The sequence below is a fragment of the Roseovarius autotrophicus genome, from assembly GCF_018069895.1.
Classification (GTDB): Bacteria; Pseudomonadota; Alphaproteobacteria; order Rhodobacterales; family Rhodobacteraceae; genus Roseovarius; species Roseovarius autotrophicus.
The window spans coordinates 1-26,305 of the sequence record NZ_JAGQDH010000025.1; the positions used below are offsets into that span (position 1 = coordinate 1).

The following is a 26,305-nucleotide window of genomic DNA, read 5'->3' on the forward strand; positions in this document are numbered from 1 at the left end:
CTTTGCCAGATCGACGCCAATGATGGTAACTTCTTTCACGGATGCCTCCTTCGATTTGCTTGGTTTCAGCGCCCAAAGCTTGGCACATTGCGATGCCGTAGGGGAGGGAGGCATCCACTCCATCACCCCAGCGGCATCTCTGGAAATTCTTACTCAATATCAAAATCTTACGTGACCGCCTTGATGGCCAAGCTGGATTCCTTCGGGAAGCCAGGGAATCCACTTCGCGGAAGCCACTGGCCACCAAAGCCACCTCGGGAAGCCACCCGCGCAGCGACTCGTCAGAAGGCATTGATTCCGGGCGCAAAAATGGATTGACATTTCTAGCCCCCTTGACATATCCCTTGATCATCGAAGTTTTGCGCCCGGAGGAACCCCCTCGCGGGCGCTTTCGTTTTCCTCCCCCACATCCCGAGCCCCGCCCCATGGACCTCGTCTTCGCGCCGAGCCAGATCGAAACCTGGCCGATTGCCCGGCTGCGCCCCTATGCCCGCAATGCCAAGATGCATGGCGACGACCAGGTGGCGAAGATCGCCGCCAGCATGGCCAGGTTCGGCTGGACCGTGCCCTGTATGGTCGCCGACGACGGCGAGTTGATCGCAGGCCATGGCCGGGTGCTGGCCGCCACGATGCTGGGGCTGAAGGACGTGCCCGTCATCCGGCTCGGCCATCTCGACGAGACCGAGCGCCGGGCCTATCGCATCGCGGACAATAAGCTCACGGAACTGGGCGAATGGGACGAGGCCATGCTGCGCGACGAGATCGCGGGGCTGCTGGCCGAGGATTTCGATCTGTCGCTTCTGGGCATCAGCGAGGATGACCTCGACGCGCTGCTGCGGGACCCGGAGGCGCTGGGCGGCGATGGCCCGGTCGAGGGCGAGGACGAAGTCCCGGACCTGCCGGTCACGCCGACCTCAGAGCCGGGCGAGCTCTGGCAGCTCGGGCGGCACCGGCTGATCTGCGGCGACAGCACATCCGCTGATGTCGTTGGGCGGCTGTTGGGTGATGTGAAGCCACTGCTGATGGTCACCGACCCGCCCTATGGCGTCGAGTACGACCCGTCCTGGCGCAACCAGGCCGGCGCGGCCAAGACGAAGCGCACCGGCAAGGTGCTCAACGACCACCGCGCCGACTGGCGCGAGGCTTGGGCGCTGTTCCCCGGTGATGTCGCCTATGTCTGGCACGGGGCGCTGCACGCGGCGACCGTGGCGGATAGTCTGGTGAACTCCGGCTTTGCCATCCGCTCGCAGATCATCTGGGCCAAGGATCGGCTGGTGCTCAGCCGCGGCGATTACCACTGGCAGCATGAACCCTGCTGGTATGCCGTGCGCGCCAGGGGCAAGGGCCATTGGGCGGGCGACCGCAAGCAGACCACGCTATGGGCCATCGCCAACCGCGATCAGGATGCCGACACGGTGCATGGCACGCAGAAGCCGGTCGAATGCATGCGGCGGCCGATCCTGAACAACTCGTCCCCCGGCCAGGCGGTCTATGAACCCTTCATGGGATCCGGCACGACGCTGATCGCGGCCGAAACCACCGGCCGTATCTGCCTCGGCGTCGAGTTGAACCCCGCCTATGTCGATGTCGCCATCAAGCGCTGGCAGTCCTTCACCGGCCAGGAGGCGATGCTGGCGGAAACCGGCGAGACCTTCACCGCCCTGAAGGCCAAACGGCTGGCAGCATGACCATGCATCTGCGTCCAAGCCAGATCGCGTTCTGGCCGCTGGACCGCCTCAAACCCTATGCGCGCAATGCCAAGACCCACGACGCCGATCAGGTCGCCAAGATCGCCGCCAGCATGGCCGAGTTCGGCTGGACTGTTCCCTGCCTTGTCGCGGCCGATGGCAAGCTGATCGCGGGCCATGGGCGCATCCTGGCCGCGGCACAGCTGGGGCTGGCCGAAGCGCCGGTCATCGTGCTGGACCATCTGACCGAAGCACAGCGCCGGGCCTACCGCATCGCCGACAACAAATTGACCGAGTTGGGCGGCTGGGACGAGGCCCTGCTGCTGCAGGAATTGCAGGCACTGCTAGCCGAGGATTTCGACCTCGGGCTGATCGGGATCCCCGAAGACGAGCTGGACGCCCTGCTGCACGATGCTGACGACGACCGCGCGCCCATCGACGATGACACCGCCGACACCATCCCCGAGGCCCCGGACGACCCGATCACCTGCCCCGGCGACATCTGGCGGCTCGGGCATCACCGGCTGATCTGCGGCGATGCCACTGATCCGGCCGTGGTGGCGCGGCTGATGGACGGGGCGCAAGCCACGCTGATGTTTACCTCGCCACCCTATGCGCAGCAGCGCGACTATGGCGCGGCGAAGGAGAAACTCGGCGATTGGGATGCACTGATGCAAGACGTCTTCGCCGCGGCGCCCGTCACCACCGATGCCCAGCTGCTGGTCAACCTCGGCCTCGTGCATCGCGATGGCGAGTGGATCCCTTATTGGGAGCACTGGCTTGACTGGATGCGTGCGCAGGGCTGGCGGCGGTTCGGCTGGTATGTCTGGGACCAGGGGCCGGGCCTACCCGGAGACTGGAACGGGCGGCTCGCCCCGTCGCACGAGTTCATCTTCCACTTCAACCGCCAGCCGCGGAAGCCGAACAAGACAGTCGAGAGCAAGCACGCAGGCGAAACCCTCGGCGGCGGTGGGCTGCGCGGGGCCGACGGCACGGTCCATCGCAAGACCGGCTTCGGCAATGCGATCCAGAGCCATCGCATTCCCGACAGCGTGTTCCGCATCATGCGCCACAAGGGCGGGCTGGGCGCTGCCGGTTCGCATCCGGCCGTGTTCCCCGTGGCGCTGGTCGAGGCGGTGCTGGAGGCCTTCACCGATCCCGGCGGTCTGGTGTTCGAACCGTTCTGCGGCTCCGGTACCCAGCTGATCGCCGCCGAACGTACCGGACGGCGCTGCTGCGCGGTGGAACTGGATCCTGTCTATTGCGACGTCGCCGTGCGGCGATGGGAGATAGCGACGGGGCGAGCAGCCAATCGCATCGTCATGGAGGAGGAAGCACGGAAGCCTGCGCGCCGGTCGAGGAAGCGGTCATGACGCAGTCGCGCCGCATGTCGCTGATCGAGGCCATCACCAATGTCGCCGTGGGCTATGCGCTGGCCGTCGTGACGCAGATCGTGGTGTTCCCATGGTTTGGCCTGCATCCGAGCCTTGGCGAGAACCTGGCGCTGGGCGGGGTCTTCACCGCGATCTCCCTGATCCGGGGCTACGCGCTGCGCAGGCTGTTCGAGCGATTTCGTTGACGTCGCGTTCGCAGTTCTCTACCTTTCCTTCAAACGAAGGCCCCGACAAAGGCTTTGACGGAGCAAAAGTTCCCTCAGGTTGGCAGGATCATCCCTGACGACATCGTTGTACGGACTGCGGAACCACGATCAATCGGGTCTCGCGCGAGCATGAGCTTCCCGCCGGGGAGCGCCCGCCTTGGGCGCCGCGCATTCGCTTCTCACGAAGTTGAATGGAGGCCCTGTAGATGGGAAAGCTTTCGAATATTCGTCGAACCATGATGCTGGCGCAGGAGGGGCGGTGCTACTACTGCGACCTGCCGATGTGGGATCCGGAACTGGGTCATGCCGTGCCGGAAATCTGCCGGGCACCCGCCATGCGGAGATATCTCCGCTGCACCGCCGAGCATCTGCACCCTCGATCCGAGGGCGGTGCTGACACGCCGGGCAACATTGTCGCGGCATGCTGGTACTGCAACACAAGGCGCCATCACAGGAAGGCGCCACCCTCCCCGGACGTCCATCGCGCGCGCGTCCAGGAAAGAATGGCACAAGGGAAATGGCTGGCCGCGCAGTTGAAACAGATCAGCGCATCGGTCGGCCCGTGCGCGAAGCTCCAACGGGGCGTGCCGCTGCGGCCATGATCAGCGGAGAGAGTAGACGGTCCCCCTGCCCTCGACTTTCTCGGCGGTGACAGGCAGGCCCAGCTTCTTCTTCAGCGCCCCTGAAATCATGCCCCTCGCGGTGTGTGGTTGCCACGACGTTGCCTCGACGATCTCGGCGATGGACGCACCCTCGGGTCGCTGAATGAGTGCGATAATCTCCGCCTGCTTGGTGCCGACGCGGATGGCGACCGGCTTCGGCGCCTCGGTCTCCCCGGTCGTCGGCGCAGGGTTTGCGTCCGTCTGCGGCTTCGCCTTCCGCGCGCTGGCGACGGCGCTGACCGCCACCGGCTCGATCCCGATGGCCTCCAGACCGGCTTCTGTGGCGATCAGCGTGGTCCCAAAGCCATCTCCGGTCTCGCGCCAGAGCGGCTCGCGGCGGCGGAGGTCGGCATCGACCTCTTCCAACCAGCCGCGCGTGATCATCGCGGCGACCGCCTTCTGCGCGGCGGCGCCATGCAAGCCTTCGGGCAGCGGCATGGCCAGATTGCCGGGGCGGCTGGCGGCGCGGCTGAGAATGAGGATCTGGGTGTCTGTGAGTTTGGGCATCGTGGCCTCCTGTCGTGATGGGGAGAAAGGGTCTGGGTCAGTCGCTCTCAGCCATGCTTGCGGCGACCGAAAAATGCTGAACCCAGCCGGTCAAGTAGGGCAGGCCTGCGGGGATCCCGTCCTCTCGCTCGGTCTTTCGGCTGATGCGCCAGTCCTGCCAGCGGCGGATCGCAGAGGCGATGGCGGGCTCGGGCGCGATGTTGCAGCCGGTCATGTTGCTGACGACGTCGTCGGCGAAATGGCGGCCCATCCGGCTGTCAAGAAAGTCGCGGATGCCGATCATCTCGTCTTCGCTGTCGGCGCGGATGGCCTCGGCGATCATGCCGGAGGCCAGCGCCCAGACTTCCGCGCTGCGCCGGTCGCGCAGGGGGCAGACCGTGATGGTGCCGAAGAAACCGAAATCCTCGTTGCGGCTGGGCAGGATGGCAGGCGTGGTCATGGCAGGGGCTCCGTATGGTGAGTTGCATCGTTTCCGTGAGACAACCATCACTCCAGTGCCCCGGTTATCGTAGGCAATTATGAGCAATTTCAGTGCTTTCTGATCATTCGATCCGATGATAATCGATCAGCGCGGCCTGTTCCTCCGCGTGGCGCTGAGCGGCATCTGGCGGATCGCGGCGGGAATTGACGAGGGCCACGAAGAGCGCCCGGGCGACGGCCGCCACCTCGTCGGCCCCGGCGCTGGTCAGGTCGGCATCGTGGATGGCAATGGCCTCGCCCAGATCGGTGAGCGCATAGAGCGTCGCGAACTCCGCCTCACTCGGGTCGCAGGTTTCGGTCTCACGGTCATCCGGGCTGACCGCCATGCTGCCGCAGAAGCGCAGGTCGATGCCGATGGCGCATTCGCGGCGGATCAGGTCGTCGAGGGACACGCCCTCGGGCAGGCAGTTCAGGGAGGGATTGGTCATTGGGCGGATCCTTCGGGCGCGTGGGTTTCGGGATCAAATTCCACCCATTTCCCGTCCCGCCAGATGTAGAGATGGCCGAACTGGCAAGTCGGGCGCGGCAGGATCGGGGGCTCGCGGGGCGGGTCGAAGCAGTCGAGTTCGTCGGCCCGGACCTGTCGGATTTCGCGGGCCTCGAGGATGTCCTCGGGCGTCCACGGGGCCAGCGCTGGCAGCATGTGCTCGGGATAGCCGTCATAATGGCAATAGATCTGTGCCCATTCATCTGGCCCGATCTGGATCGCGATTTGCGCGCGTGTGCTCATGTTGGTCTCCGTTTCGGGGGCGTCTCAGATCAGCCCGTGCTGCTGCAGGACCGGCACGACATCGGCCAGCTCAACGGTCTGGCAGTCGATGCCGATCCGCCCGGCCATCTCGAAAACCTCAGCGTTCAGGCTCCGGTCATTGAGATGGCCCTGCAGCGCGGCGGTGCTCATGGCCTGAACGAAGCGGGTGCGGTCGATGAAGATGCGGGTCGTGTCGGAAGTGGTGGCGATGGCCATGATCTGGTCCTTTCAAGATTGGGTGGTGGGGGTTTCCGCCCCGGCGCTGCGGCCCGCCTCAAAAGCGGCCTCCAGCGCCGAGCGCACGGCCCAGACGGCATGTTCGTGGAAATCGAGCCGGTCCCAGTTCCAGGTCTCGAGGGTTTCAAGGAAGAGGTGACGCTCGGCGATTTGCAACAGCAGGGCATCGCGCGCGGCATTCGGATCAGCGGGCTTGCGCTTTGCCATGGTCACTCCTCCCAGACGTGCTCAGGGTGGGTGGTGCGCGCGCGGGCGTCCTCGCGCATCATCTCGTGGGCCTTGGCCATCTCGACCATCCCGTCGGCCTGGCTCATCCGCCCCGACATCACCTCGTCCATCACCCGGTTGACGCGCTCCTGCGCCGGGCTGGTGTGATCCCGCCACCCCTCGCTCATCGAGCTGTGTCCCATTCTTTCCTGTGCGCGCATGGTTCTCTCCGATCCTTGTCCAAGGGGTGCGATGCACCCTTTTCCTGTCACAATGAATCGCTCTAACGGGGAGAGCAATCAACTGATGATGAAGCGTATTTCTGTTTAATTCCAATCTATTGAGGATCATCACAGCACCATGGAAGGCATGTCCGAGCGCGCCTATGCCGGTCGCCAAAGGACGCGAAAACGCGGCTTGGCAAAATTTGGCAAAGAGGCTATATCAGAAGCATGAGCACCATGAACATCTCTCTGCCCGAGACCCTGAAATCCTATGTCGATGAACAGGTGGCTGGCCGTGGCTACGGCACCTCAAGCGAATATGTGCGCGAGCTGATCCGCAAGGATCAGGACCGTCAGGCCCTGCGCGGCCTGCTGCTCGAGGGCGCGACGTCCTCGATCGGCACCCCGGCGGACGCGGATTACTTTGCCAGCCTCCGTGCGGATATCTCCGGGCGCGGCAAGGCGTGATGGTCAAACCGGTTCTCCCGCGCGCGAGAGCGCGGGACGATATCGACGATGCTATCGCGCACTACCTTGCGGACGCTGGCGAAGTCGTCGCGCTGCGTTTCATCGACGCGCTGGAGGCAGCGTTTGCACATCTTGCAGCGCACCCCGCGAGCGGCTCCCTCCGCTACGCGTATGAGCTGGAGCTGCCGGGTTTGCGAACATGGCCGCTTCGGGACTTCCCCTGGCTGATATTTTACATCGACACCGAGGCCCACGTTGATGTGTGGCGTGTTCTGCACAGCAAGCGCGACATCCCGGCCTGGATGGCAGAGCCTGCAGCAGACACCTGAAACGGAGCACACCAAAATGGAGGGTATGTCCGAGCGCGCCTATGCCGCCCATTCCGGCCTCTCGCGCGGGGCAGTGCAGAAGGTACGCAAGAACGGTCGGCTGGTGCTCTTTGCCGATGGCTCGATCAACGCGGCGGCCTCGGATGCGCGGCGCGGCGCGATGACCGATCCGGACCAGCAGATGCGGTCTCGGGGTGGCGTCGGCGAAGGTGCCGTATCCGGTCCCGGCGATAGCACGTCCTATCTGAAGGCCCGGACGGCGCTGACCGTCTATCAGGCGCAGGATCGCCAGCTGGCGATCCAGAAAAAGAAGGGCGTGCTGGTCGACCGCGCGCGCGCCGAGACGCTGGTCTTTCGCCTCGCGCGTGAGGCACGCGATAGCTGGGTCACCTGGCCCATCCGCGTGGCAGCACTCATGGCCGCGCAATTATCCGCAGAGATGGAGAAGGCGCAGGGCGAGCCCGTGACGATCGAGACTGCGATCCTGCAGAGGGTGCTGGAAACCCATGTCCGAGAGCAGCTCGACGCCCTCGCAGACCTCCGGGTCTCGCTTGCATGAAGGAGACACTGATCACAGCCTGACCGACAACGACCTGACCGAGGGGCTCGACCTCGGGTTCGACGGAGCCAAGGACGTCCTGCGCGCCTGGCGGCGCGGCATGCGGCCGGACGCCGATCTGACGGTGTCGGAATGGGCCGATGTACATCGCTGGCTGTCGTCGCGCGCCTCGGCCGAGCCCGGGCGGTATCGCACGGCACGCACGCCCTATCTGCGCGCCATCATGGATGCGCTGTCCCCGAGCCACCCGGCGCAACGCATCAGCTTCATGAAGGCTGCGCAGGTCGGGGCCACGGAAGCGGGCAAACTGGATCGGGTTCGTGATCCACCACGCGCCGGGCCCGATGCTGGCGGTGCTGCCAACGGTCGAGATGGCCAAGCGCACCTCGCGGGGCCGGATCGACCCGCTGATCGAGGACAGCCCGGCGCTGAAGGAACGGGTCAGCCCCGCCCGCTCGCGCGATGCGGGCAACTCGATGCTCTCAAAAGAGTTCCCGGGCGGTATTCTGGTGCTGACTGGTGCCAACTCGGCCACGGGCCTGCGGTCCATGCCTGCACGCTATGTGTTTCTCGACGAGGTGGATGCCTATCCCGCCTCAGCCGACGAGGAAGGCGATCCGGTCACGCTGGCCGAGGCGCGCACCACCACCTTCGCGCACAGGCGGAAGGTGTTCATGGTCTCGACGCCCACCATAAGGGGGCTGAGCCGGATCGAGCGGGAGTTCGAGGCCAGCGACCAGCGGCGCTACTTCGTGCCCTGCCCGCATTGCGGCCACAGGCAATGGCTGCAGTTCGAGCGGCTGCGCTGGGCGAAGGGTCGGCCGGACACCGCGGCCTATCACTGCGCGAGCTGCGAACGCCCCATCGCCGAGCACCACAAGACGCAGATGCTGGCGCGGGGCGAATGGCGGGCGACCGCCGTGTCGGCCGACCCGACCGCCATCGGCTTCCACCTCTCGGCGCTCTATTCGCCGATCGGCTGGAAGAGCTGGGAGCAGATCGCACGCGACTGGCTGGCCGCCCAAGGGTCAGACGAGATGCTGCGCGCGGCGCGCAACACGCTGCTTGGCGAGACATGGATCGAAAGCGGCGAGGCCCCGGAATGGCAGCGGCTGGCGGATCGGCGCGAGGTGTTCCCAGCGCAGATCCCGGCGGGCGGGCTGTTCCTGACGGCTGGGGCCGATGTGCAGAAGGACCGCATCGAGGTCGATGTCTGGGCCTGGGGCCGCGGGCTCGAGAGCTGGCTGGTCGATCACATCGTGATCCCGGGCGGACCGGACGATCCGGCCTGCTGGGACAGGCTGACCGCGCTGCTGGGTCAGACATGGGCCCATGATAACGGCGCCTTCATGACGCTGGCCAGGCTCGCCATCGACACGGGCTACGAGTCCGCTGCCGTCTATGCCTGGGCGCGCAAGCAGGGGATTGCACAGGTGGTACCCGTGAAAGGGCTCGAAGGGTTCAACCGGGCGACACCCGTCTCTGGGCCAACCTTCGTTGATGCCACGGTGAATGGCCGCAAGCTCAAGCGCGGGGCGCGGCTCTGGACCGTAGCCACGGCCACCTTCAAGGCGGAGACCTATCGCTATCTGCGCATCGAGCGACCATCCGAGCCGGACGCCCCCATTCCAGCAGGCACGATCCATCTGCCCGACTGGGCCGACAGCGAATGGCTCAAGCAGCTGGTCGCCGAACAGCTGGTCACCATCCGCGACCGGCGCGGCTACGCCCGCCAGGAATGGCAGAAGATGCGCGAGCGCAACGAGGCGCTGGATGCGCGCGTCTATGCCCGCGCCGCGGCGTGGATCCTCGGGGGCGACCGTTTCGATGAGCGCATGTGGCGGCAGCTGGAGAAACAGGCAGGCGTCGACAGCACGGCCGTCGCTGCTGCCCCGGCAGAACATAGCAAACCTGATGCGCCCGAAGCCGGTCGCATCACCGCGCCCCGGCGGCGCGGCTGGAAGATCAGCACGCCTCGATACATGGAATGACCGGAAGCCCGATGACCCTCGACGAGCTGAAATCCCGCCACAGCGCGCTGCTGGCCGCGCGCTACAGCGGTACGCGCTCGGTCAGCTATGACGGCAAGACCGTGAATTACGGCACGGATGCTGAGCTGGCCGCTGCGATTTCCGATCTCGAGCGGCGGATCGCGCAAGCCGAGCGCGGCGCCGGACGCATCCTTCGCCCCTATGCCGTGAAGGATCTCTGATGAACTGGCGACAGCGCCTCGGCGCCTTCATCGGCGGGTTCGATGCCGGCCAGCATCATCGCCGCCTGCGCGGCTTCCGCGCGACGCGGGCCCATGTCAACGCGCTGATCGCGGCCTCGGGCCCCGACATCACCGCCCGCGCCCGCTGGCTGGTGCGCAACAACGGCTACGCCGTGAACGCGGTGGAAAGCTGGGCCGCCAATACCGTGGGCGACGGGATCAAGCCGATCTCCAAGATCGGAGATGCCGCACGCAAGGAGGAGCTGCAGCGCCTGTGGCTTGCCTGGACCGACGAGGCGGATACCGAGGGGCTGACGGATTTCTATGGTCTCCAGCGCCGCGCCGCCCGCGAAGTGTTCATGGCGGGCGAGGTATTCTTCCGGATCCGGATGCGCCGCGCGGGTGACGGCTTGAGCGTGCCGCTGCAGTTGCAGATGCTGCCCGCCGAGATGCTGCCGCTCGAGCAGACCGGGACAGCGGCCAATGGCAATGCCATTCGTCAGGGCATCGAGTTCGACCGCATCGGGCGGCGCGTGGCCTATCATTTTTTTCGCCGCCATCCCGGCGACAGCACCGATCCGGGGCTCGCGGGCGAGATCGTCCGGGTGCCGGCCAGCGAGGTGATCCATGTGATCGACCCGGTCGAGGGCGGGCAGCTGCGCGGGGTGTCGAAACTGGCTCCGGCCATCGTGAAGCTGTTCCTGCTCGATCAGTATGATGACGCCGAGCTCGACCGGAAGAAGGTCGCGGCGATGTACGCGATGTTCGTGACCTCGCCTGCGCCCGAGAACCCGCTGGCGCCTGCGGAAGACGAGGAGGTGCCAGACGGGGTCGAGATCAGCCCCGGCCAGATCGTTCGCCTCGATCCCGGCGAGGACGTGACCGTGGGCCAGCCCGCTGACAGCGGCGCGACCTACGAGCCGTTCCAGTACCGCACCCTGCTGCAGATCTCGGCAGCACTCGGCATTCCCTACCCGTACCTCGCCAATGACATGGTGAAGGGGAACTTCTCAAACTCGCGCCTCGCGCTCATCGAGTTCCGCCGCCGTGTCTCGGCCTGGCAGCATTCGGTCATGGTCTGGCAGCTCTGCCGCCCCGTCTATGCGCGCTGGATGGATGCCGCTGTCCTGTCGGGGGCGCTCACCCTGCCCGGCTACGAGGCCAACCGCGCGCGGCTCCTGACCGCAGACTGGTTGCCCACGAAATGGGACTGGGTCGATCCGCTGAAGGACGCCAATGCCGAGATCGCCCAGATCGAGGCCGGGCTGAAATCCCGCACGCAGGCTATCGCCGAACGCGGCTACGACGCCGAACAGGTCGACCGCGAGATCGCGGCGGAACGGCAACGCGAGCGCGCGCTGGGCCTCGACTTCCGCCGCCCCGGCTCGCCCGCACAGGGCGTGCAGGCGCTGCCGCAAAGCGACGACGACACCTACACAACCGATGACGCGGAAGACCGCCCGCGCACAGACGAGGACCAGCCCTGATGCTTCATGCTCGCATTGCCGCGCGCGCCTTCAACACGCCGCTGCTGGTGGAGCCCTCCAAGGCCATGGCCTTCCTGTCTGGCCTCGGGCCGCGCATCCTCGGACGGCGGGTCGAGATGGTGGACAGTGAGGTGGCAGATGCACCCGGCACCGCCGCCCCGCTCGCCCGTGCCAGCATTCTGGCCGGTGGGCTGCTCGAGGACGGGCACCGACACGGCGATGCGCCCTACCCGGTCGTCGACGGCATCGCCGTGATCGAGATCGCGGGCGTGCTGATCCATCGTGGCGGCTGGATCGGCCAATCCTCGGGCCAGACCAGCTACGAGGGGATCTCGGCGCAGATCGAGGCGGCGGCGAGCGATCCAGCCGTGCGCGGTCTGGCATTGGAAATCGACAGTTTCGGGGGCGAGGTGGCGGGGGTATTCGATCTCGCAGATCGCATTCGTGCCATCCGGGGCAGCAAGCCCGTCTGGGCCTTTGTTGCCGAGCACGCCTTCTCGGCGGGCTATGCGCTGGCCTCCCAGGCCGACCGCATCCTGCTGCCGCGCACCGGTGCGCTGGGCAGCATCGGGGTCGTGGTGCTCCACGCCGATCTCAGCGGCCAGCTGGATCAGGACGGGGTGCGGGTGACGCTGATCCATTCCGGCCGCCACAAGGTCGATGGCAATCCCTATCAGCCCCTGCCCGAGAGCGTGCAGGGCGACATCCAGCGCGAGATCGACGTGCTGCGCTTCCTCTTCGCCGAGACCGTCGCCGCCGGACGCGCCGGGCGGCTCAGCCAGGAGGCCGCCATGGCCACCGAGGCCGCGACCTATCGCGGGGCGGATGCCGTCACCGCAGGCCTCGCCGATGAGGTCACCGACCTGGCACGGGGCTTTGCGTCCTTCCGGCAGTTGCTGGCGCGCACCCCGACCCTCTCCCTCGCGCGCACCCACCGCGCATCCCTTCCCCAGCCCAGACAGGAGGCAATGATGACCAAGGAGACCGACCCCGAAGACAGCCCGCAGGACACCGGGACCGGTGTGACCGACATCGACGATGCTGAACCCGATCCCACCGCTGATCCGCCTGCCCTTGCCGAGCCATCCCCCGCAGCACCTGATCTGCCCGGTGCGACGGCCCCTGCTCCCGCGCCAACCGCCCCGCAGGCTGGCAATCTGGCCGAGATCTCACTGCGGCTGCGCGAGGCGGCGGCGGAGATCACCGAGATCGCGGCGCAGGCGGGCCGCCTCGGCATCGCCATCGACGCGGCGAAGGCGCTCCGCGAGGGCACCACCCCGGAGGCCCTGCGCAAACAGGTGCTGCAGCGTGCCGCCGATGCCTCGGATGCGCGCGATGTTGTCGCCGCAGCCCCCTCGCCCGTCCTGCCGAAAGCCAGTGAAAGCCCGATCGTGGCCGCCGCGAAACGCGCGGCGGCGTCGGGCCACCGGGCCTGACGACCGGCGGCAACACACCGCCCTCACCCTGAAACCGCACCGTCCCTCACCCCCGCCGCGTCGCCGCGGCGGGGGCTGCTCCTTCGCATCCCTGAGAAAGGCACCCCGCCATGACCGTCCTTCACCAGCCCGCCACGACGGGCGATGTCCTCAAGTACGAGGTCAACCCGAACTACACCCGCGAGACCGTCACGCTGCTTGCCGGGATGACCTATCCGGTCGGCGCCGTGCTCGGGCGCATCACCGCAAGCGGCAAGCACACGCTCTCCCCCGACACCGGCACCGACGGATCGGAGACCGCCGCGGCCGTGCTGCTCTACGGCGTCGATGCAACGCTGGCCGACGCGGTCGGCGTGGTCGTCGCGCGCGGCCCCGCCATCGTCTCGAAAGCGGCACTCGTGTTCGATGCCACCGTCGATGACGCGCCCAAGACCGCCACCAAGCATGGCCAGCTCGCGAGCCTCGGCATCGAGCCCCGCGATACGGCCTGACGGGTTCGCGCGCACCTCAAGCCCTTTCCTCCCTGTCCCTCTTTCCCCGGAGTTCCCCATGACCATCACCCGCAATCCTTTCGACGCGGGCGGCTATTCGCTCGCCGAGATGACGCAGGCGATCAACATCCTGCCCAATCTCTACACCCGGCTGGGCCAGATCGGCCTCTTCCGCTTTCAGGGCGTCACCCAGCGCTCCATCGTCATCGAGCAACGCGAGGGGGTGCTGAGCCTCCTGCCCTCGGTGCCGCTGGGTGCGCCCGCGACCGTCGGCAGCCGCGAGGCGCGCTCCATGCGCAGCTTTGCCCTGCCCTGGATCCCGCATGATGATGTGATCCTGCCCTCGGATATTCAGGGCATGCCGGCGCTGGGCCGATCCGATGCCCCCGACCGTCTGGCCGAAGTCATGACGGAAAAACTCACGCTCATGCGCCGCAAGCATGCCCAGACCCGCGAATACATGGAGATGAACGCGCTGCGCGGCATCGTGAAGGACGGCGCGGGCACCACGCTCTACAACTACTTCACCGAGTTCGGCCTCGAGCAGATCTCGGTCGACTTCGTCTTCGGCACGGCGGGCACCAACATCCAGGGCAAGGTGCGCACCACGCTGCGCGCGATCGAGGACAACCTGCTCGGCGAGACGATGACCACCGCCCATGCGCTGGTCAGCTCCGAGTTCTTCGACAAGCTGATCAGTCACCCCAGGACGGAAGAAGCCTACAAGTTCTTCTCGGCGACCGGCGGCCAGCCCTTGCGCGAGGACATGCGCCGCGCCTTCCCCTTCGCGGGCATCCTCTTCGAGGAATATACGGGCTCAGCGACCCTCTCGGGGGGTGGAACAGAGCGCTTCATCCCGGCAGGCGAGGGTATCGCCTTCCCTCTGGGCACGTTCGACACCTTCACCACCTATGGCGGGCCTGCCAATCTGCTCGAAGCGGCCAATACCGTCGGCCTGGCGCTCTACGCCCGCCAGCATCTCGATGAGAAGGGCCGCTGGATTGACCTCATGACCGAGGCCTCGATCCTGCCGGTGAACAAGCGGCCGCGCCTCGCGATCCGCCTGCACAGCTCGAACTGATGCCGATGTCGGTCTTCGCAGCCGCCATCGACAATCTCTTCGCCGATCCGAACATCGCCTTTGAGGCCACATACATCGCGGACGGTGGCCAGCCCCAGCTCATCCGCATGGTCGCACGCCGCGCGGATGAGGTTACCGGCTTCGGCGAGGCGCGGCTATGGTCGGAGACCACCCGCATCGACCTGCGCGTGGCAGAGGTGCCCGAGCCCCGCCCCGGCGACCGGGTCGAGATCGAGGGCGATGCCTTTCTCGTCCAGGGCGAGCCGGTGCGCGACCGCGAGCGGCTCATCTGGACCGTAAATCTGAGGCCGGCATGAAGTTGCAACTGGATATCACCCCCAATCTGGTCGCCATGATGGCTGCCGAGATCAAGGCGGGCGAGAGGGCCGTCAGCCAAGCCGTCAGCGAAGCGGGCAACAGCGTGAAATCCGCCTGGCGCGGGCAGATCACCGGCGCGGGTCTCGGTCAGCGCCTCGCCAACACCATCCGATCCGAGCAGTTCCCGAAAGGTCGACCCAGCCTCAGCGCAGCCGCCGTGGTCTGGTCCAAGGCCCCGGTCATCATCGGGGCGCATGACACCGGGCCGCTGATCCGCTCGCGCAACGGATTCTGGCTGGCGATCCCCACGCCTGCCGCAGGCAAGTCCTCCCGTGGCGGCCGGATTACCCCTGGGGAGTGGGAACGCCGCGCGGGGCTGCGCCTCCGCTTCGTCTATCGGAGGACGGGGCCAAGCCTTCTGGTGGCCGAAGGGCGTCTGAATACCAGGGGCCGTGCTGTGGCATCGCGCTCAAAAACCGGCCGAGGCGTGACCACGGTCCCGATCTTCCTGCTCGTGCCGCAGGTGCAACTGCGCAAGCGGCTGGACCTCGCTCGAGATGCCGCCAGGGCGCAGGAGGCGCTGCCAGGCGCGATCGTTGCAAACTGGGTGGAAGGAAAGATCGGATGACACCCCGCGAGACCATCCTCTCCGCCCTGGCGGACCTGTTGCGCACGGTGCCGCATGTGCCGGTGCTGCGCGGCGAGGTCCTGCCCGAGCGCGTTCCCCCCGCCGGTCTGATGATCCTGCGCGATGGCGAGCCGGGCGAGCCCGGCGTGACGCTCTCGCCGCTGCGCTACCACTACCAGCATCGGGCCGAGATCGAGGCGGTCGTGCAGGGCAATGATCGCGACACGACCTTCGCCGCGCTCTGCGCCAGCGTGGGCGAGGCAATTTCTGCCGACCGCACGCTGGGCGGCCGGTGCGACTGGATCGAAGCCGAGGCCCCGCGTCCGGTTGATCTGCCCGTCGAGGGCGCGACTGGTCTGAAGGCGGCCGTGATCCCGGTGATCCTGCACTACAGCACGGCCGACCCGTTGGCCTGACCCCACCCGACAACCCGAGGAGAACACTATGGCACGAGCCCAAGGGGCGCGGGCGCAGATGGCGCTGGCGTTCGAGACCACCTATGGAACGCCCCCTATAGGCGGCTACACCCGAATACCGTTTGCCAGCGCGACGCTGGGGGCCGAGCAGCCGCTGCTGAACAGCGAGCTGCTGGGCTATGGCCGCGATCCGCTGGCGCCGATCAAGGATGCGGTCACGGCGGATGGCAATGTCGTCGTGCCCATCGACGCGCAGGCATTCGGCTTCTGGCTGAAGGCGGCGTTCGGGGAGCCGACGACCACTGGCGCAGCCGCCCCCTATACTCACGAGTTCCGTTCGGGAAACTGGACCCTGCCGTCGCTGTCGATCGAGACCGGCATGCCGGAGGTGCCGCGTTTCGCCATGTATTCGGGCTGCGTGCTCGACACGCTCAGCTGGCAGATGCAGCGCTCAGGGCTGCTGACCGCGACCGCGAGTCTGGTGGCGCAGGGCGAAACGGTGGCGGCGGTCTCCGCCGCCGGTACACTGGCGGAGATCGGCCTGCAGCGCTTCGGTCATTTCAACGGAGCGGTCAGCAGGAATGGCGTGGCGCTCGGCAACGTAGTCTCGGCCGAGATCACCTATGCCAACAACCTCGACCGGATCGAGACGATCCGGAGCGATGGCCGCATCGACGGCGCGGACCCGTCCATCGCTGCGCTGACAGGCCGGATTGAAGTGCGCTTTGCCGATCAGCTGCTGGTGACGCAGGCGATCAATGGCGAGCCCAGCGAACTCTCCTTCGGCTACACGCTGCCCTCGGGCGAAAGCCTGACGCTCACCGCCCATGCCGTCTATCTGCCGCGCCCGCGAATCGAGATTGCCGGGCCCCAGGGAGTGCAAGCGACCTTCGACTGGCAGGCGGCGCGCGATGGCGGCTCGGGCCGGATGTGCACCGTCACCCTGATCAACGGCATTGAGGAGTATTGATTCATGCTGCGTCTGAACCTCGTCCGTGAGCCTTACTGGCTCGATCTTGGCCTTGGCGTCAGCGTCCAGGTCGAACCGCTGACCACCGCGCTGATGGTCGCCGCGCGCAGCGATCCGGCGATGCGCGGCCTGCCTGAGGGCGCGAACGACGACGAGATCGCCGTGATTTTCGGCAAGACGCTGGCTGAGCGCGCCATCCTTGATTGGGAGGGTGTGGGCGATGCGGAGGGCAATCCCACACCGGTCACACCCGAAGGGATCACCGCACTTCTCGATATCTGGCCGATCTTCGAGAAGTTCCAGATGAACTATGTCGCCAGCGGGTTGGAGATCGAGCTGGAAAAAAACGCCTCCGCGCCCTCGCAGACTGGATCTGGGGCGGGGGCGAAGGCTACTGCGCGGCCTGCGAAGGCGCGTGCCCGGACTGCCCGCAAACCCTGAACGCGCCGCACACATGGGAAGGCTGGCAGGTCTGGGACCTGGCCGGGCGACTGGGTGGCCAGATCCGCGCCGTGCCCGGGGTCGTGCTGGGATGGGACATGAGCGCAGCGCTCGCCATGGCCGATGCGCTGGGCGTCGATCCCCGCGCCGCGGCCGAGCTCCTGCCCGTGATCGAGGCGATGATGGTGCGGCATCTCAATGATAAGATGGACGCGGAGACCGGGGGGCTGAACGGGTGAAACGCGGCTCAGCCCGCCAATGTGCGCTGGACGATCTTCGGATCCTTGTCGATCAGCGCCAGCAACACACGCGCCGGTCCCTCGGGGCTGCGGCGGCGCTGTTCCCAGTTCAGAAGCGTGCCCTTCTTTACCCCGATGCTGCGGGCAAACTCGGTCTGCGAAAGCCCGGTGCGCGCCCGGATCGCCTGCACATCGGGTTCAGGCAGGTCGATCTCATGGATCGTGGCCTGTGCCTCGCCACTGGCATGGGCCAGCGCCTCCTTCAGGCCTTTCTCGATGCTTGTGAACGCGTCGGTCATGTTGTCCTCCTGTAGCTGGCCGCAAGAGCAGCCCCCAGCTGCTTCACCATTTCCGTCTCGCGCGGGGTCAGGTTGGCCTTCTCGTTCTTCGCGAAGACCGTGATCAGAAAGATCGGCGTGTCCCCCTCGGGGCTGAAGAAGTGGATCACCCGATAGCCGCCGCTCTTGCCGCCGCCCTCGCGGGCGAAGCGAAACTTCCGCACCCCGCCGCCAATCGAGACCCCGGTCATCGGATTGCGCGCCACGAAATCGATCAGCGCAAGGCGCTCGTCCTCTGACATGAGACGGTCCGCGCGGCGCTGGAACTCCGGGGTCTCGACAACGGTGACAATGCTCATGCCTCCATATGTGCGCCAATGGCGCATATGTCAATGGCGCGCAAGCGCAGGAACTGATCAATGACAGAAAAACGCGTCTCCGTCCGCCTCGCGGCCAGCGGCGGCAGACAGGTGAAGGCCGAGCTGGAGGGTGTCGGCGAAGCTGGAAAACGTGGCTTCGGGCGCCTCTCGCGCGAGATGGAGGGCGCGAATGCCCGGCTTGCGGCCTTTGCCCGGCGCGCGCGGGTGGCGACGGCAGCGGCGGCGGCCGCGATTGCGGTGGCCGCCACGGCGATGATCCGGTCGGGGCTCTCGGTCATCGACAGCCAGGCCAAGCTCGCCGCTTCGTTGGGCACCACGGTCGAGAGCATCCAGGTGCTCGAGCGCGCGGGCGATCTGGCCGGCGTGTCGATGGGGCAGGTCGAGCAGGCCGCGATGCAGCTGACCCGTCGCCTGTCACAGGCCGCTGCCGGGACCGGTCCAGCCGTCAAGGCGCTTGATCAACTGCGCCTTACTGCCAGCGAACTGCAGGCCCTGCCGCTCGACCAGCGCATCGCGCTCATCCAGGACCGGCTGGCCGAGTTCGTGCCAGAGGCTGAGCGCGCCGCCGTCGCCTCCCAGCTCTTCGGCGATCGCGCTGCCCTGGTGTTCACCCGCATCGATACCGCCACGCTTCAGCAGGCCACACAGGATGTGCGGGATTTCGGGGTCGTGGTGTCCGATCAGGACGCGGCCCAGATCGAGCGCACGAATGACGCGATCTCGCGGTTGGGTCTGATCTGGCGCGGGCTCTCGAACCAGCTCGCCGTGGCTGCTGCCCCCGCTTTGGAAGCTGTCGCGGATGCGATGGCAGCAGTGGCGCGCACCACTGGACCGCTCGGGCGCGCGATCCGTGGCCTTTTCGACAACCTCGGCCGTCTGGCCACCATCGCCACCACATTCGCTGCTTTCATGGCAGGGCGCTGGGTCGCCGGGATGGCCGCCGCGGCGCTCTCCGTTCGCGGCCTTGCCACCGCGCTCGTGGTGCTGCGCGGCGCGCTGATCCGCATCGGGATCGGCGCGTTGATTGTCGGTGCAGGCGAACTCGTCTTCCAGTTCACCCGTCTCGTGCGCGGAGCCGGTGGCTTTGGCACTGCGCTCTCGCTGCTGGGCGATTTCGCGAAAGAGGTCTGGGAGCGCATGAAGCTTGGCACCGTCGCCATGGGGCTCTCGATCATGGCCAGTTGGGCCGACATCAAGGCAGCGATTGCGGAGGCGCTGCAGACATCTCTGGAAGCCGTGGTTGGTTTCGGGAACGGGGCGCTGAACACCTTCCAGGGGGCGCTGGACGCGATCAAGGTGCTCTGGCGCGCGCTGCCGGGTGCCATCGGGGATTTTGCCTTCCAGGCAGCGAATGCGCTGATTGCGGGCATCGAGGCCATGCTGAACGGCGTCGGCCAGCGCATCAACGGGTTTCTGGACGGGATCAATGCCGGGCTCGAGGCGCTGGGGATCGAGCGGCGGGTCGCGCTGATCGGCGATCTGGAACTGGGCCGGATCGACAATCCCTTTGCGGGGTCGGCGACCGAGGCCGGGGCCGATGCACGCGCGGCGTTTCAGGCCGCGTTCACGTCCGAGCCGATCACCATGCCGGAACTCGGGCTTGGTGCCGCGGCTGAGGAAGCACGTGGACAGGCGGAAGAACTGCGCGAGGTGATGGCCGGCGTGACTGCTGCTGCAATGGCACCTCTGGAATCGGTGGCTGCGCTGCGCGAGGCTGTCGCAGCATCCGGTGCCGATACCGAGGCAAGTTTAGACGCGGCGGATCGCGCAGCTACCAAGCTGAACGCGGAGCTGGAGAAAACAACTGACACAACGAAAAAGACCGGCAGCGCTGGTGGTGCCGCTGGCAAAGCGATGCGCGAGGGTGCCGATGCTGCTCGCGAAGCCTGGAAAGCAGCGGCCGATGAAATTCGGAAAGCGCAGGAACGATCGCGCGAGATCGCGCAGGGTCTGGCGGACGATATCACCGGGCCAATCAAGGAAGCGCTCCAGTCTGGGGAACTCGCGTGGGAGAGTTTCGCTGGCGCTGTTTCCCGTATTGCTCAGAACCTCGCGAACCGGCTGATCGAGCAGGCCTTCAAGCCGATCGAGAACGCGTTGCTCAATGCTTTCTCGGGCTTTGGCGGCGGCGGTGGCGGCGGTTTTCTCGCCAGCCTCTTCGGCTTCGCGCGCGGTGGTGTTTTCGCGGGTGGACAGGACCTGACGGCGTTCGCGCGCGGTGGCGTCGTGAACCGTCCCACGGTGTTCCCGTTCTCGCGCGGCATCGGGCTGATGGGCGAGGCTGGGCCCGAGGCAATCCTGCCGCTGCGGCGTGGACGCGACGGGAGGCTCGGGGTCGAGATGAATGGCGGGGAATCGTCACAGCCTGCACAGGACCTATCGACGCGCATCATCAACGTGCTCGACCCCTCCGTCGTGGGCGACTATCTCGCCACGCCCTCGGGCGAGCGGGCGATCCTGAATGTCATCCGCCGCAACCGGAATGCCTTGAATGCCTGAGGTGGGAGGCCCACTGCCGCTGCTGTTCTGGGCTTTCCCGGCGGCACAGGAGATCAACGAAGTGCTGGAATGGCGCACCGATGTGCTGACATCGCGCGCGGGCGAACAGCGCATCGCGCTTCGACCCCGGCCACGCGAGATCGTCACGTTCCGGCACAGGCTGGATGCGCCGGGCATGGCGCGCGCCGCGGAACTCGCCCGCTTCGGGTTCGCCGGAGACTGGCTGGTCCCGCTCTGGCATATGGCGCTGCAGCCCGGTGCAGATCTGGTGCAAGGCGCGACCGAGATCCTGCTCGACACGGGGCTCTCGGATTTCCGCAGCGGCGATCTGGCGGCGATAGCGGTCGATGGCCGTGAAGCGGTGGCGGTGGCCATCGCCAGCGTTCAGGCCGACCGGCTGATCCTGACCGAGCCATTGGTTCTGCAACTGCCCGGCCCGACGGTGGCGGCGCGGCGCATCACCATCGCGCCGATCCGCGCAGGGGTGCTGACTTCCGCCATCGAGGTCACCCGCCGCAGGCAGGGAGATGGTACGGTCACAGCCAGTTTCCTGTTGCGCGATGCACCGGACATCGCCGCGCCCGTGTTGCCGACCTATCTCGGACGCCCGGTCCAGACCGACCCGAGCCTTCTGCGACGCCCGCTCAGCGCCAGCTTGCGCCGCGCGGTGGAATATGTCGACAACGGCTTCGGCCCGCTCAAAGTCGAGCCTATGCGCGATGTCTTCGAGCGGAGCGAGACGATCACGCTCAAGGCACAAGGCCCAACCGCGCGTCACGCCCTGCGCCGCTGGCTCTGGTCTCTCCGGGGGCGGCAAGCCAGCTTTTGGGTGCCTACCTGGGGCCATGAGCTGCAATTGCGCACGGCCATGACGTCAGGATCGGTGCTGATGCGCGTGGCGCCGGTCGCCCCACTCGCGGCCTATGTCGGTCGCGCGATCCTGCTGGAGATGCCGACCGCGCTGCGCTTCCGGACCATCACGGCGGCGATAGAGGACGGGGACGATCACCGCTTGACGCTGTCCTCGAACCTCGGGGAGCCAGTTCCGCTCACGACCAAGGTGCATTTTCTGACCGCGATGCGCGCGGATGCCGACCGCGTCGAGATCCAGCATGGCGCTGTGGCGAGCGAAGTGACCCTCCCTGTCATCGAGGTGCCCGAATGACCTATGCCAGCATCGAGTCCTCGACCGCTGAGGGCCGACCCTATTTCCTCTACCAGTTCGTCGAGGGCGATCAGGTCTGGCGTTTCACCAGCCGGGCCACGGCCTGGACCAGTGCGGGGAGCGGCGGGGAGACGATCATCTGGGAGCCTGCTGCCGTGGCCCATGGTGATGTGGTACAGACCAGCGAGATCGAGCGCGGGCGGCTGGAACTGACCTGGCCGCTCTCGCATCCTTTCGCACGGCGATTCCTCGGTCCCTTGGGCAACACGCCGGTGACGCTGACCATCTTCCGCGGGCATGAGCAGGTGCCGGGCGAGACGGTGGCGCATTGGAAGGGCCGCGTGATGGGTGCCGAGGTCGAGGGGCAGCGGATCATTCTGCAGGCGGAGTCGATCTTCAGCACGCTGCGCCGCGCTGGCGTGCGGGCGAAGTATCAGCGGCTTTGCCGTCACGCGCATTACGGACGCGGCTGCACGCTGGACATCGCGCTGCACTGGCGGGCCGGGACGGTGACAGCGGTCGCGGGGGTGCTCGTGACCATCTCCGAGGCTGCGGAGTATCCGGACGGCTGGTTCCGGGCTGGCGTGCTGCGGTTCGGGCCAGAACTCGGCTTCATCACGGGCCATGCGGGCGCGGTGGTGATGCTCTCGCGCCCGATACCAGAGCTCGCGGTCGCGCTCGCCGCCCCCGAGATCGACCCGGAGACGGGCGATCCCCTGCCGGTTCTGGCCAACATCGCGCCGGGCTGCGACCTGCGCGCGTCCACCTGCGTGAACAAGTTCGGCAATCTTCCCAACTTCGGGGGGTTTCCCGAAATTCCCGGCCGCAACCCGCTCGGCGGCGGGTCCATCGTCTGAGACATCGCAATGGTCTTCAACTTCATCGCGCAACTCGCCATCGGGCTGGTGCTCTCGGCGGTTTCCTTCGTCCTGAGCCCGCGGCCCAAGGTCGAGAAGCCAACAGCGGCCGGGCTCGACGATTTCTCGCTCCCCACCGCCGAGGAGGGCCGGCCGATCCCGGTGGTCTTCGGGACGGTGCTGATCACCGGGCCCAATGTGGTCTGGGCGGGCGATCTCAAGGTCGATCCCATCCGCAAGAAAGGCGGCAAGAAGTGACCGATCCAGACCACAGCACGGCCCGCCCTCTCCGCGTGACGATTCAGGACCTGCGCACGGCGCGCTATTGCCTTGCCGGCGCGCGTCCCTGGTTTCGCCGCCAGGGTTTTGAGTGGCAGGCGTTTCTCGATCACGGCATCTCCGCCGAGCGGATGCGCGCCACGGGCGATGCGCTGGTCGGGCCGGTGATCGCCGCCGCCGAGGCCCGGGAAGCGCGCGAGGCGCGGGAACGGGAGGGCACCGATGGGCGGGCGTAGCAAGAAGCAGACCGTCGGCTTCCGCTATTCGCTGGGCATGCATCTGGCGCTCTGCCACGGCCCGGTGGACGCCATCCGCGAGATCCTCGTCGATGGCCGCACCGCCTGGTCGGTCACCACCGGCGGCGGTGTCTCGGGCGGCGGCGCTGCCGTGGAGACGCCCCTCGGCGCGGTGGCGGGCATGGCGGCCATGGCGGCGCAGGCCGGGGAGAGCAGCGCCACGATCACCTTGCCCGGCACGCTCGCGGGCGTGCGGGTGGGGCGGGATTACCGCTTGCGCCTCGCGAATGGCATCAGCCAGGCCATCACGCTGCGCGGCGTGACCTTCGACGCCGCCAGCGATGTGACCTCCTGGTCCGTCCTGCCCGAGGCGCTGAGCTTTGCCGCTCAGGCGGTCGAGGTCCTCATAGCCACCAGCGACGCCAGCAATGCCGGTGCCGGTGGCGGGCGCATCCGCATTGAGGCGCCCGACCTCTTCGGCGGCGAGAAGCGCGAGGGCGGGATTGTCGGCGATATTGATGTGCTGATGGGTGGGCCGGGTCAGGGGCAGAACGACTATCTTGCAGCAGCCATAAATGGCGACGTTCCGGGCTATCGCGGGCTTTGCAGCCTCGTGCTGCGGCAGGTCTACCTCGGCGTCAATCCCTATCTCAAGCCATGGGCGGTGCGCGTGACCCGCGTGCTGACCGGCGAGGCGGGCGCGGCGCAATGGTATCCCGAGAAGGCCCCCATCGTGCCCGAGGCCAATATCTCGGACGCCGCGATCTATATCGCGCTTGACGTCTCGGGCTCTATGTCGGGCACGCGCATGGCCGCCCAGAAGGCGGGTGTGGCCGCACTGATCCGTGAGATCGGCACCAGCGTCGATCCCGACCGCCCCAATGACATGGCCATCGTGCTCTGGAACGCCTCCGTCGCGGGCTCGACCCTTCGCCGCGAGATGGGCCCGGACGACTATGCCGCGCTCGAGGCCTGGATGCTGGCGCTCTCGAACAGCACATCGGGTGGGACCAACTTCAACGCGGCCTTCGCTGAGGCCGGCGTCTTCCTTGCAGGCGGCGGGGACAAACGCCGGATCGTGATCTTTGTGACCGACGGCGCGCCCTCGCCAGTCTCCTCGGTCGACGCCGCATTGGCCACGATCGCCACCCTGCCGCCTGTAGACATCTTCGGCTTCAACATCGCGCTGGCGGACACGAGCCATACCGCGCGCCTCGACAACACGCCCGTGGACGGCGTGCCGGTTGTCCCGCCCGGCGACAGCCAGGCACTGGTGGCCTCCCTGCGCGGGGCCTTTGGCAACGGCCCCGACATGAACCCGGCCCATATCATCCGGGAATGCCTGACCAACCGCGACTGGGGTCTGGGCTATTCCGCCTTCGAGATCGGGGCGAGCTTCACCGCTGCTGCGGACACGCTCCACACCGAGGGGTTCGGCCTCTCGCTGATCTGGCAGCAGGACAGCTCCATCGAGGAGTTCATCGCCAGCGTTCTCGACCATATCGACGCATCGCTCTTCATCGACCGGCGCAGCGGACTGTGGGAGATCAGACTCATCCGGGCAGATTATGACGCCAGCGCGCTGCCAATCTTCGACGAGACCAATGTCGTGGATTGGGGGCGGTTGGGGCGACGCGCGCCCTCGGACCTGGTGAACAGCGTCACCGTGAGGTTCAGCGACGCCTTGACCGACGAGAACGGGGCGGTCAGCGTGATCGACACCGCGCGCGTGCAGTCGATGGGCGAGGTGATCGCGACCACGCTCGATTATCCGGGAATCCGCACCCAGGGGCTTGCGATCCGCGTGGCCGAGCGCGACCTTCGAGCGCTTTCCGTGCCGCTGCTCACGGGCGAGATAGGTGTGAACCGCCAAGGCGCCGATCTCGGCCCCGGCGATGTGATCCGGCTGCGCTCGCCGCGCCTCGCGCTCGACGATGTCGTGATGCGCATCTCCGAGATCGGTCAGGGCGACGGGCGCGACAATGGCATCCGGCTGAAGATCGCCGAGGACGTGTTTGCCCTTGGCGCGACGGCCATCACGGGCGGACGCATGCCGACCGGCACCGGCGTTGCCGCGCCGCCACGGGCACTGTCCCGGCGCATGGTCGAGGAGGCACCCTACTGGCTGCTGGTCCGCGAGCTTGGGCACAGCGAGGCCGACCGCCTGCTCGGTGAGGATCCCGACGCGGGCACTCTGCTGGCCACGGGCGAGCGCCCCAGTGCGGATGCGCTGGCGGCCGAACTCTGGATCGACCCCGGCACCGGCCCCGCGCAGGATGGCGTGGTCGCCTTCGCACCCACGGCGCAGCTGGCGGAAGACGTCTCCGACAATCCGGAAGAGCGCGTTCTCCCCGTCACCGACTGGCGCGACATCGGCGAGGTCGGGATCGGCACGCTGGCCAGCCTCGGCGGCGAGCTGGTCCGCGTCGACGGAATCACTGCCGCCGCCATCACCGTGGGCCGGGGCAGTCTGGACACGGTGCCGCGCGCTCATGCGGCGGGAACGCCGGTGATCTTCTTCGATGACGTCGCGCAGATCACCGAGAATACTTGGGCGGCAGGCGAAACCATCGCGATCCGGCTGCTGCCCGAGACCGGGCGCGGCACGCTCGCCTTCGCGCTGGCACCCGAGGATAGCGTGACGCTTGACCGCCGCGCCATCCGGCCCCTGCCGCCCGGTCGGGTGCAGGTCGATGGCAGCTATGCGCCGGACGTCGATGCGCTGGTCGTGGGCGATGTTGAGCTGACCTGGTCCCATCGCGACCGGCTGACCCAGACCAGCCCTGTCATCGTCGATCACACGGGCGCCTCCATCGGGCCGGAGCCGGGCGTCAGCTATGCGATCGAGGTGCGCTGGATCGATCCCGACACCGGCGTGGCGCTCATGCCGCCCGGTATCACCATCGACGCAGGCAGCGGCACCAGCTGGATCCTCGCGCCCGAGGACGTGCCCGAGAGTGGCGCACCCGAACGTGCCGCCGAGATCGACCTCGTCGTCCGGGCGCGTCGGCAGGTCGGAGACATCTTTCTCACAGACCGGGAAGCCCGCCGGTTCCGGCTGACCGCGCCCTTCGCCGCTGGATGGGATCGCGGCTGGGGCTTCCTCTGGGGCAGCTGACCGAGACCATTCGGCTCGACGCTGTCGCGAGCACCAGCATCACCACCACCTTCACAACGACA

Annotated in this window: 33 protein-coding genes and 1 pseudogene; 25 read left to right on the plus strand and 9 right to left on the minus strand. The window is 67.1% G+C overall.

Features of this window, described 5'->3' with window-relative positions:
• The first annotated feature begins 425 nt into the window (after nucleotides 1–425).
• The 4 genes from KAK09_RS16110 (at nucleotide 426) to KAK09_RS16125 (ending at nucleotide 3,890) form a co-directional block, all read left to right on the plus strand.
• The gene (locus KAK09_RS16110; RefSeq protein ID WP_210879965.1) at nucleotides 426–1,688 is read left to right on the plus strand and encodes a site-specific DNA-methyltransferase; all 1,263 of its coding nucleotides are present in this window, start codon (nucleotides 426–428) and stop codon (nucleotides 1,686–1,688) included.
• Nucleotides 1,685–3,061 carry a site-specific DNA-methyltransferase gene (locus KAK09_RS16115; protein WP_210879966.1) on the plus strand — a complete coding sequence of 459 codons (1,377 nt, stop codon included), beginning with the start codon at nucleotides 1,685–1,687 and terminating at the stop codon, nucleotides 3,059–3,061. The genes KAK09_RS16110 and KAK09_RS16115 overlap by 4 nt, the downstream gene beginning before the upstream one ends.
• A complete protein-coding gene (locus KAK09_RS16120) occupies nucleotides 3,058–3,267 on the plus strand; it encodes a DUF7220 family protein (RefSeq protein WP_210879967.1) in 210 nt (69 codons plus the stop codon). The genes KAK09_RS16115 and KAK09_RS16120 overlap by 4 nt, the downstream gene beginning before the upstream one ends.
• A 227-nt stretch (nucleotides 3,268–3,494) precedes the next feature.
• Complete coding sequence (locus KAK09_RS16125) at nucleotides 3,495–3,890, plus strand: HNH endonuclease (RefSeq protein WP_210879968.1); 396 nt, start codon at nucleotides 3,495–3,497, stop codon at nucleotides 3,888–3,890.
• On the opposite strand, the gene KAK09_RS16130 is transcribed toward KAK09_RS16125, so the two are convergent.
• From KAK09_RS16130 to KAK09_RS16160, 7 genes are all read right to left on the minus strand, one after another.
• The gene (locus KAK09_RS16130) at nucleotides 3,891–4,457 is read right to left on the minus strand and encodes a DUF3489 domain-containing protein (protein WP_210879969.1); all 567 of its coding nucleotides are present in this window, start codon (nucleotides 4,455–4,457) and stop codon (nucleotides 3,891–3,893) included.
• A gap of 37 nt (nucleotides 4,458–4,494) precedes the next feature.
• The gene (locus KAK09_RS16135) at nucleotides 4,495–4,896 is read right to left on the minus strand and encodes a hypothetical protein (protein ID WP_210879970.1); all 402 of its coding nucleotides are present in this window, start codon (nucleotides 4,894–4,896) and stop codon (nucleotides 4,495–4,497) included.
• Between the two features lie 103 nt (nucleotides 4,897–4,999).
• On the minus strand, nucleotides 5,000–5,365 hold the full coding sequence (locus tag KAK09_RS16140; protein ID WP_210879971.1) for a hypothetical protein: 366 nt from the start codon (nucleotides 5,363–5,365) through the stop codon (nucleotides 5,000–5,002).
• Nucleotides 5,362–5,667, minus strand: a complete 306-nt coding sequence (locus KAK09_RS16145) for a hypothetical protein (RefSeq protein WP_210879972.1) — start codon at nucleotides 5,665–5,667, stop codon at nucleotides 5,362–5,364. Before KAK09_RS16145 ends, KAK09_RS16140 begins: the two co-directional genes overlap by 4 nt.
• A gap of 24 nt (nucleotides 5,668–5,691) precedes the next feature.
• Nucleotides 5,692–5,904, minus strand: a complete 213-nt coding sequence (locus tag KAK09_RS16150) for a hypothetical protein (protein ID WP_210879973.1) — start codon at nucleotides 5,902–5,904, stop codon at nucleotides 5,692–5,694.
• 12 nt (nucleotides 5,905–5,916) lie between these two features.
• On the minus strand, nucleotides 5,917–6,132 hold the full coding sequence (locus KAK09_RS16155) for a DUF6900 domain-containing protein (protein WP_210879974.1): 216 nt from the start codon (nucleotides 6,130–6,132) through the stop codon (nucleotides 5,917–5,919).
• Between the two features lie 2 nt (nucleotides 6,133–6,134).
• Complete coding sequence (locus KAK09_RS16160) at nucleotides 6,135–6,335, minus strand: hypothetical protein (RefSeq protein WP_247651360.1); 201 nt, start codon at nucleotides 6,333–6,335, stop codon at nucleotides 6,135–6,137.
• Between the two features lie 249 nt (nucleotides 6,336–6,584).
• On the opposite strand from KAK09_RS16160, the gene KAK09_RS16165 reads away from it, so the two are divergent.
• The 15 genes and pseudogenes from KAK09_RS16165 to KAK09_RS18865 all read left to right on the plus strand — a co-directional run bounded on the left by KAK09_RS16165 (nucleotide 6,585) and on the right by KAK09_RS18865 (nucleotide 17,431).
• Nucleotides 6,585–6,824, plus strand: a complete 240-nt coding sequence (locus tag KAK09_RS16165) for a type II toxin-antitoxin system ParD family antitoxin (protein WP_210879976.1) — start codon at nucleotides 6,585–6,587, stop codon at nucleotides 6,822–6,824.
• Nucleotides 6,824–7,153: a type II toxin-antitoxin system RelE/ParE family toxin gene (locus tag KAK09_RS16170; protein ID WP_210879977.1), complete on the plus strand. Its 330-nt coding sequence runs from the start codon at nucleotides 6,824–6,826 to the stop codon at nucleotides 7,151–7,153. The genes KAK09_RS16165 and KAK09_RS16170 overlap by 1 nt, the downstream gene beginning before the upstream one ends.
• A 16-nt stretch (nucleotides 7,154–7,169) precedes the next feature.
• Nucleotides 7,170–7,712: a hypothetical protein gene (locus KAK09_RS16175; RefSeq protein WP_210879978.1), complete on the plus strand. Its 543-nt coding sequence runs from the start codon at nucleotides 7,170–7,172 to the stop codon at nucleotides 7,710–7,712.
• A pseudogene (locus tag KAK09_RS16180) lies at nucleotides 7,660–9,703 on the plus strand (phage terminase large subunit family protein). The gene KAK09_RS16175 and the pseudogene KAK09_RS16180 overlap by 53 nt, the downstream one beginning before the upstream one ends.
• Before the next feature lie 11 nt (nucleotides 9,704–9,714).
• The gene (locus tag KAK09_RS16185; protein ID WP_210879979.1) at nucleotides 9,715–9,924 is read left to right on the plus strand and encodes a phage head-tail joining protein; all 210 of its coding nucleotides are present in this window, start codon (nucleotides 9,715–9,717) and stop codon (nucleotides 9,922–9,924) included.
• Nucleotides 9,924–11,411: a phage portal protein gene (locus KAK09_RS16190; RefSeq protein WP_210879980.1), complete on the plus strand. Its 1,488-nt coding sequence runs from the start codon at nucleotides 9,924–9,926 to the stop codon at nucleotides 11,409–11,411. Before KAK09_RS16185 ends, KAK09_RS16190 begins: the two co-directional genes overlap by 1 nt.
• A complete protein-coding gene (locus tag KAK09_RS16195; protein WP_210879981.1) occupies nucleotides 11,411–12,847 on the plus strand; it encodes a S49 family peptidase in 1,437 nt (478 codons plus the stop codon). Before KAK09_RS16190 ends, KAK09_RS16195 begins: the two co-directional genes overlap by 1 nt.
• 110 nt (nucleotides 12,848–12,957) lie before the next feature.
• Entirely contained in the window at nucleotides 12,958–13,338 is a 381-nt protein-coding gene (locus tag KAK09_RS16200) for a head decoration protein (RefSeq protein ID WP_210879982.1), read from the plus strand.
• A 58-nt stretch (nucleotides 13,339–13,396) separates the two neighbouring features.
• Nucleotides 13,397–14,419: a major capsid protein gene (locus KAK09_RS16205; protein ID WP_210879983.1), complete on the plus strand. Its 1,023-nt coding sequence runs from the start codon at nucleotides 13,397–13,399 to the stop codon at nucleotides 14,417–14,419.
• A 5-nt stretch (nucleotides 14,420–14,424) separates the two neighbouring features.
• Nucleotides 14,425–14,736 carry a head-tail joining protein gene (locus KAK09_RS16210; RefSeq protein ID WP_210880009.1) on the plus strand — a complete coding sequence of 104 codons (312 nt, stop codon included), beginning with the start codon at nucleotides 14,425–14,427 and terminating at the stop codon, nucleotides 14,734–14,736.
• On the plus strand, nucleotides 14,733–15,365 hold the full coding sequence (locus KAK09_RS16215) for a DUF6441 family protein (RefSeq protein ID WP_210879984.1): 633 nt from the start codon (nucleotides 14,733–14,735) through the stop codon (nucleotides 15,363–15,365). Before KAK09_RS16210 ends, KAK09_RS16215 begins: the two co-directional genes overlap by 4 nt.
• A complete protein-coding gene (locus tag KAK09_RS16220; protein WP_210879985.1) occupies nucleotides 15,362–15,781 on the plus strand; it encodes an acyl-CoA transferase in 420 nt (139 codons plus the stop codon). Before KAK09_RS16215 ends, KAK09_RS16220 begins: the two co-directional genes overlap by 4 nt.
• A gap of 28 nt (nucleotides 15,782–15,809) precedes the next feature.
• Nucleotides 15,810–16,751 carry a phage tail tube protein gene (locus KAK09_RS16225; RefSeq protein ID WP_210879986.1) on the plus strand — a complete coding sequence of 314 codons (942 nt, stop codon included), beginning with the start codon at nucleotides 15,810–15,812 and terminating at the stop codon, nucleotides 16,749–16,751.
• A gap of 3 nt (nucleotides 16,752–16,754) precedes the next feature.
• On the plus strand, nucleotides 16,755–17,192 hold the full coding sequence (locus KAK09_RS16230) for a hypothetical protein (RefSeq protein WP_210879987.1): 438 nt from the start codon (nucleotides 16,755–16,757) through the stop codon (nucleotides 17,190–17,192).
• 83 nt (nucleotides 17,193–17,275) lie between these two features.
• The gene (locus KAK09_RS18865; RefSeq protein ID WP_418895543.1) at nucleotides 17,276–17,431 is read left to right on the plus strand and encodes a DUF7697 family protein; all 156 of its coding nucleotides are present in this window, start codon (nucleotides 17,276–17,278) and stop codon (nucleotides 17,429–17,431) included.
• A gap of 8 nt (nucleotides 17,432–17,439) precedes the next feature.
• On the opposite strand, the gene KAK09_RS16240 is transcribed toward KAK09_RS18865, so the two are convergent.
• Together KAK09_RS16240 and KAK09_RS16245 are read right to left on the minus strand one after the other, a co-directional pair.
• Nucleotides 17,440–17,730 (minus strand): helix-turn-helix domain-containing protein, encoded by a 291-nt coding sequence (locus KAK09_RS16240; RefSeq protein ID WP_210879988.1) that lies wholly within the window; start codon nucleotides 17,728–17,730, stop codon nucleotides 17,440–17,442.
• A complete protein-coding gene (locus KAK09_RS16245; RefSeq protein WP_247651363.1) occupies nucleotides 17,727–18,068 on the minus strand; it encodes a type II toxin-antitoxin system RelE/ParE family toxin in 342 nt (113 codons plus the stop codon). Before KAK09_RS16245 ends, KAK09_RS16240 begins: the two co-directional genes overlap by 4 nt.
• A 60-nt stretch (nucleotides 18,069–18,128) precedes the next feature.
• On the opposite strand from KAK09_RS16245, the gene KAK09_RS16250 reads away from it, so the two are divergent.
• From KAK09_RS16250 to KAK09_RS16275, 6 genes are read left to right on the plus strand one after another with little or no spacing between them, the layout of a single operon-like run.
• Complete coding sequence (locus KAK09_RS16250; RefSeq protein ID WP_210879990.1) at nucleotides 18,129–20,588, plus strand: phage tail tape measure protein; 2,460 nt, start codon at nucleotides 18,129–18,131, stop codon at nucleotides 20,586–20,588.
• Entirely contained in the window at nucleotides 20,581–21,753 is a 1,173-nt protein-coding gene (locus KAK09_RS16255; protein WP_210879991.1) for a hypothetical protein, read from the plus strand. The genes KAK09_RS16250 and KAK09_RS16255 overlap by 8 nt, the downstream gene beginning before the upstream one ends.
• On the plus strand, nucleotides 21,750–22,610 hold the full coding sequence (locus tag KAK09_RS16260) for a phage BR0599 family protein (RefSeq protein ID WP_210879992.1): 861 nt from the start codon (nucleotides 21,750–21,752) through the stop codon (nucleotides 22,608–22,610). Before KAK09_RS16255 ends, KAK09_RS16260 begins: the two co-directional genes overlap by 4 nt.
• A gap of 9 nt (nucleotides 22,611–22,619) precedes the next feature.
• Complete coding sequence (locus KAK09_RS16265; protein WP_210879993.1) at nucleotides 22,620–22,868, plus strand: hypothetical protein; 249 nt, start codon at nucleotides 22,620–22,622, stop codon at nucleotides 22,866–22,868.
• A complete protein-coding gene (locus KAK09_RS16270; protein ID WP_210879994.1) occupies nucleotides 22,865–23,125 on the plus strand; it encodes a hypothetical protein in 261 nt (86 codons plus the stop codon). The genes KAK09_RS16265 and KAK09_RS16270 overlap by 4 nt, the downstream gene beginning before the upstream one ends.
• Nucleotides 23,112–26,243: a phage tail protein gene (locus tag KAK09_RS16275; protein WP_210879995.1), complete on the plus strand. Its 3,132-nt coding sequence runs from the start codon at nucleotides 23,112–23,114 to the stop codon at nucleotides 26,241–26,243. Before KAK09_RS16270 ends, KAK09_RS16275 begins: the two co-directional genes overlap by 14 nt.
• Nucleotides 26,244–26,305: the final 62 nt, after the last annotated feature.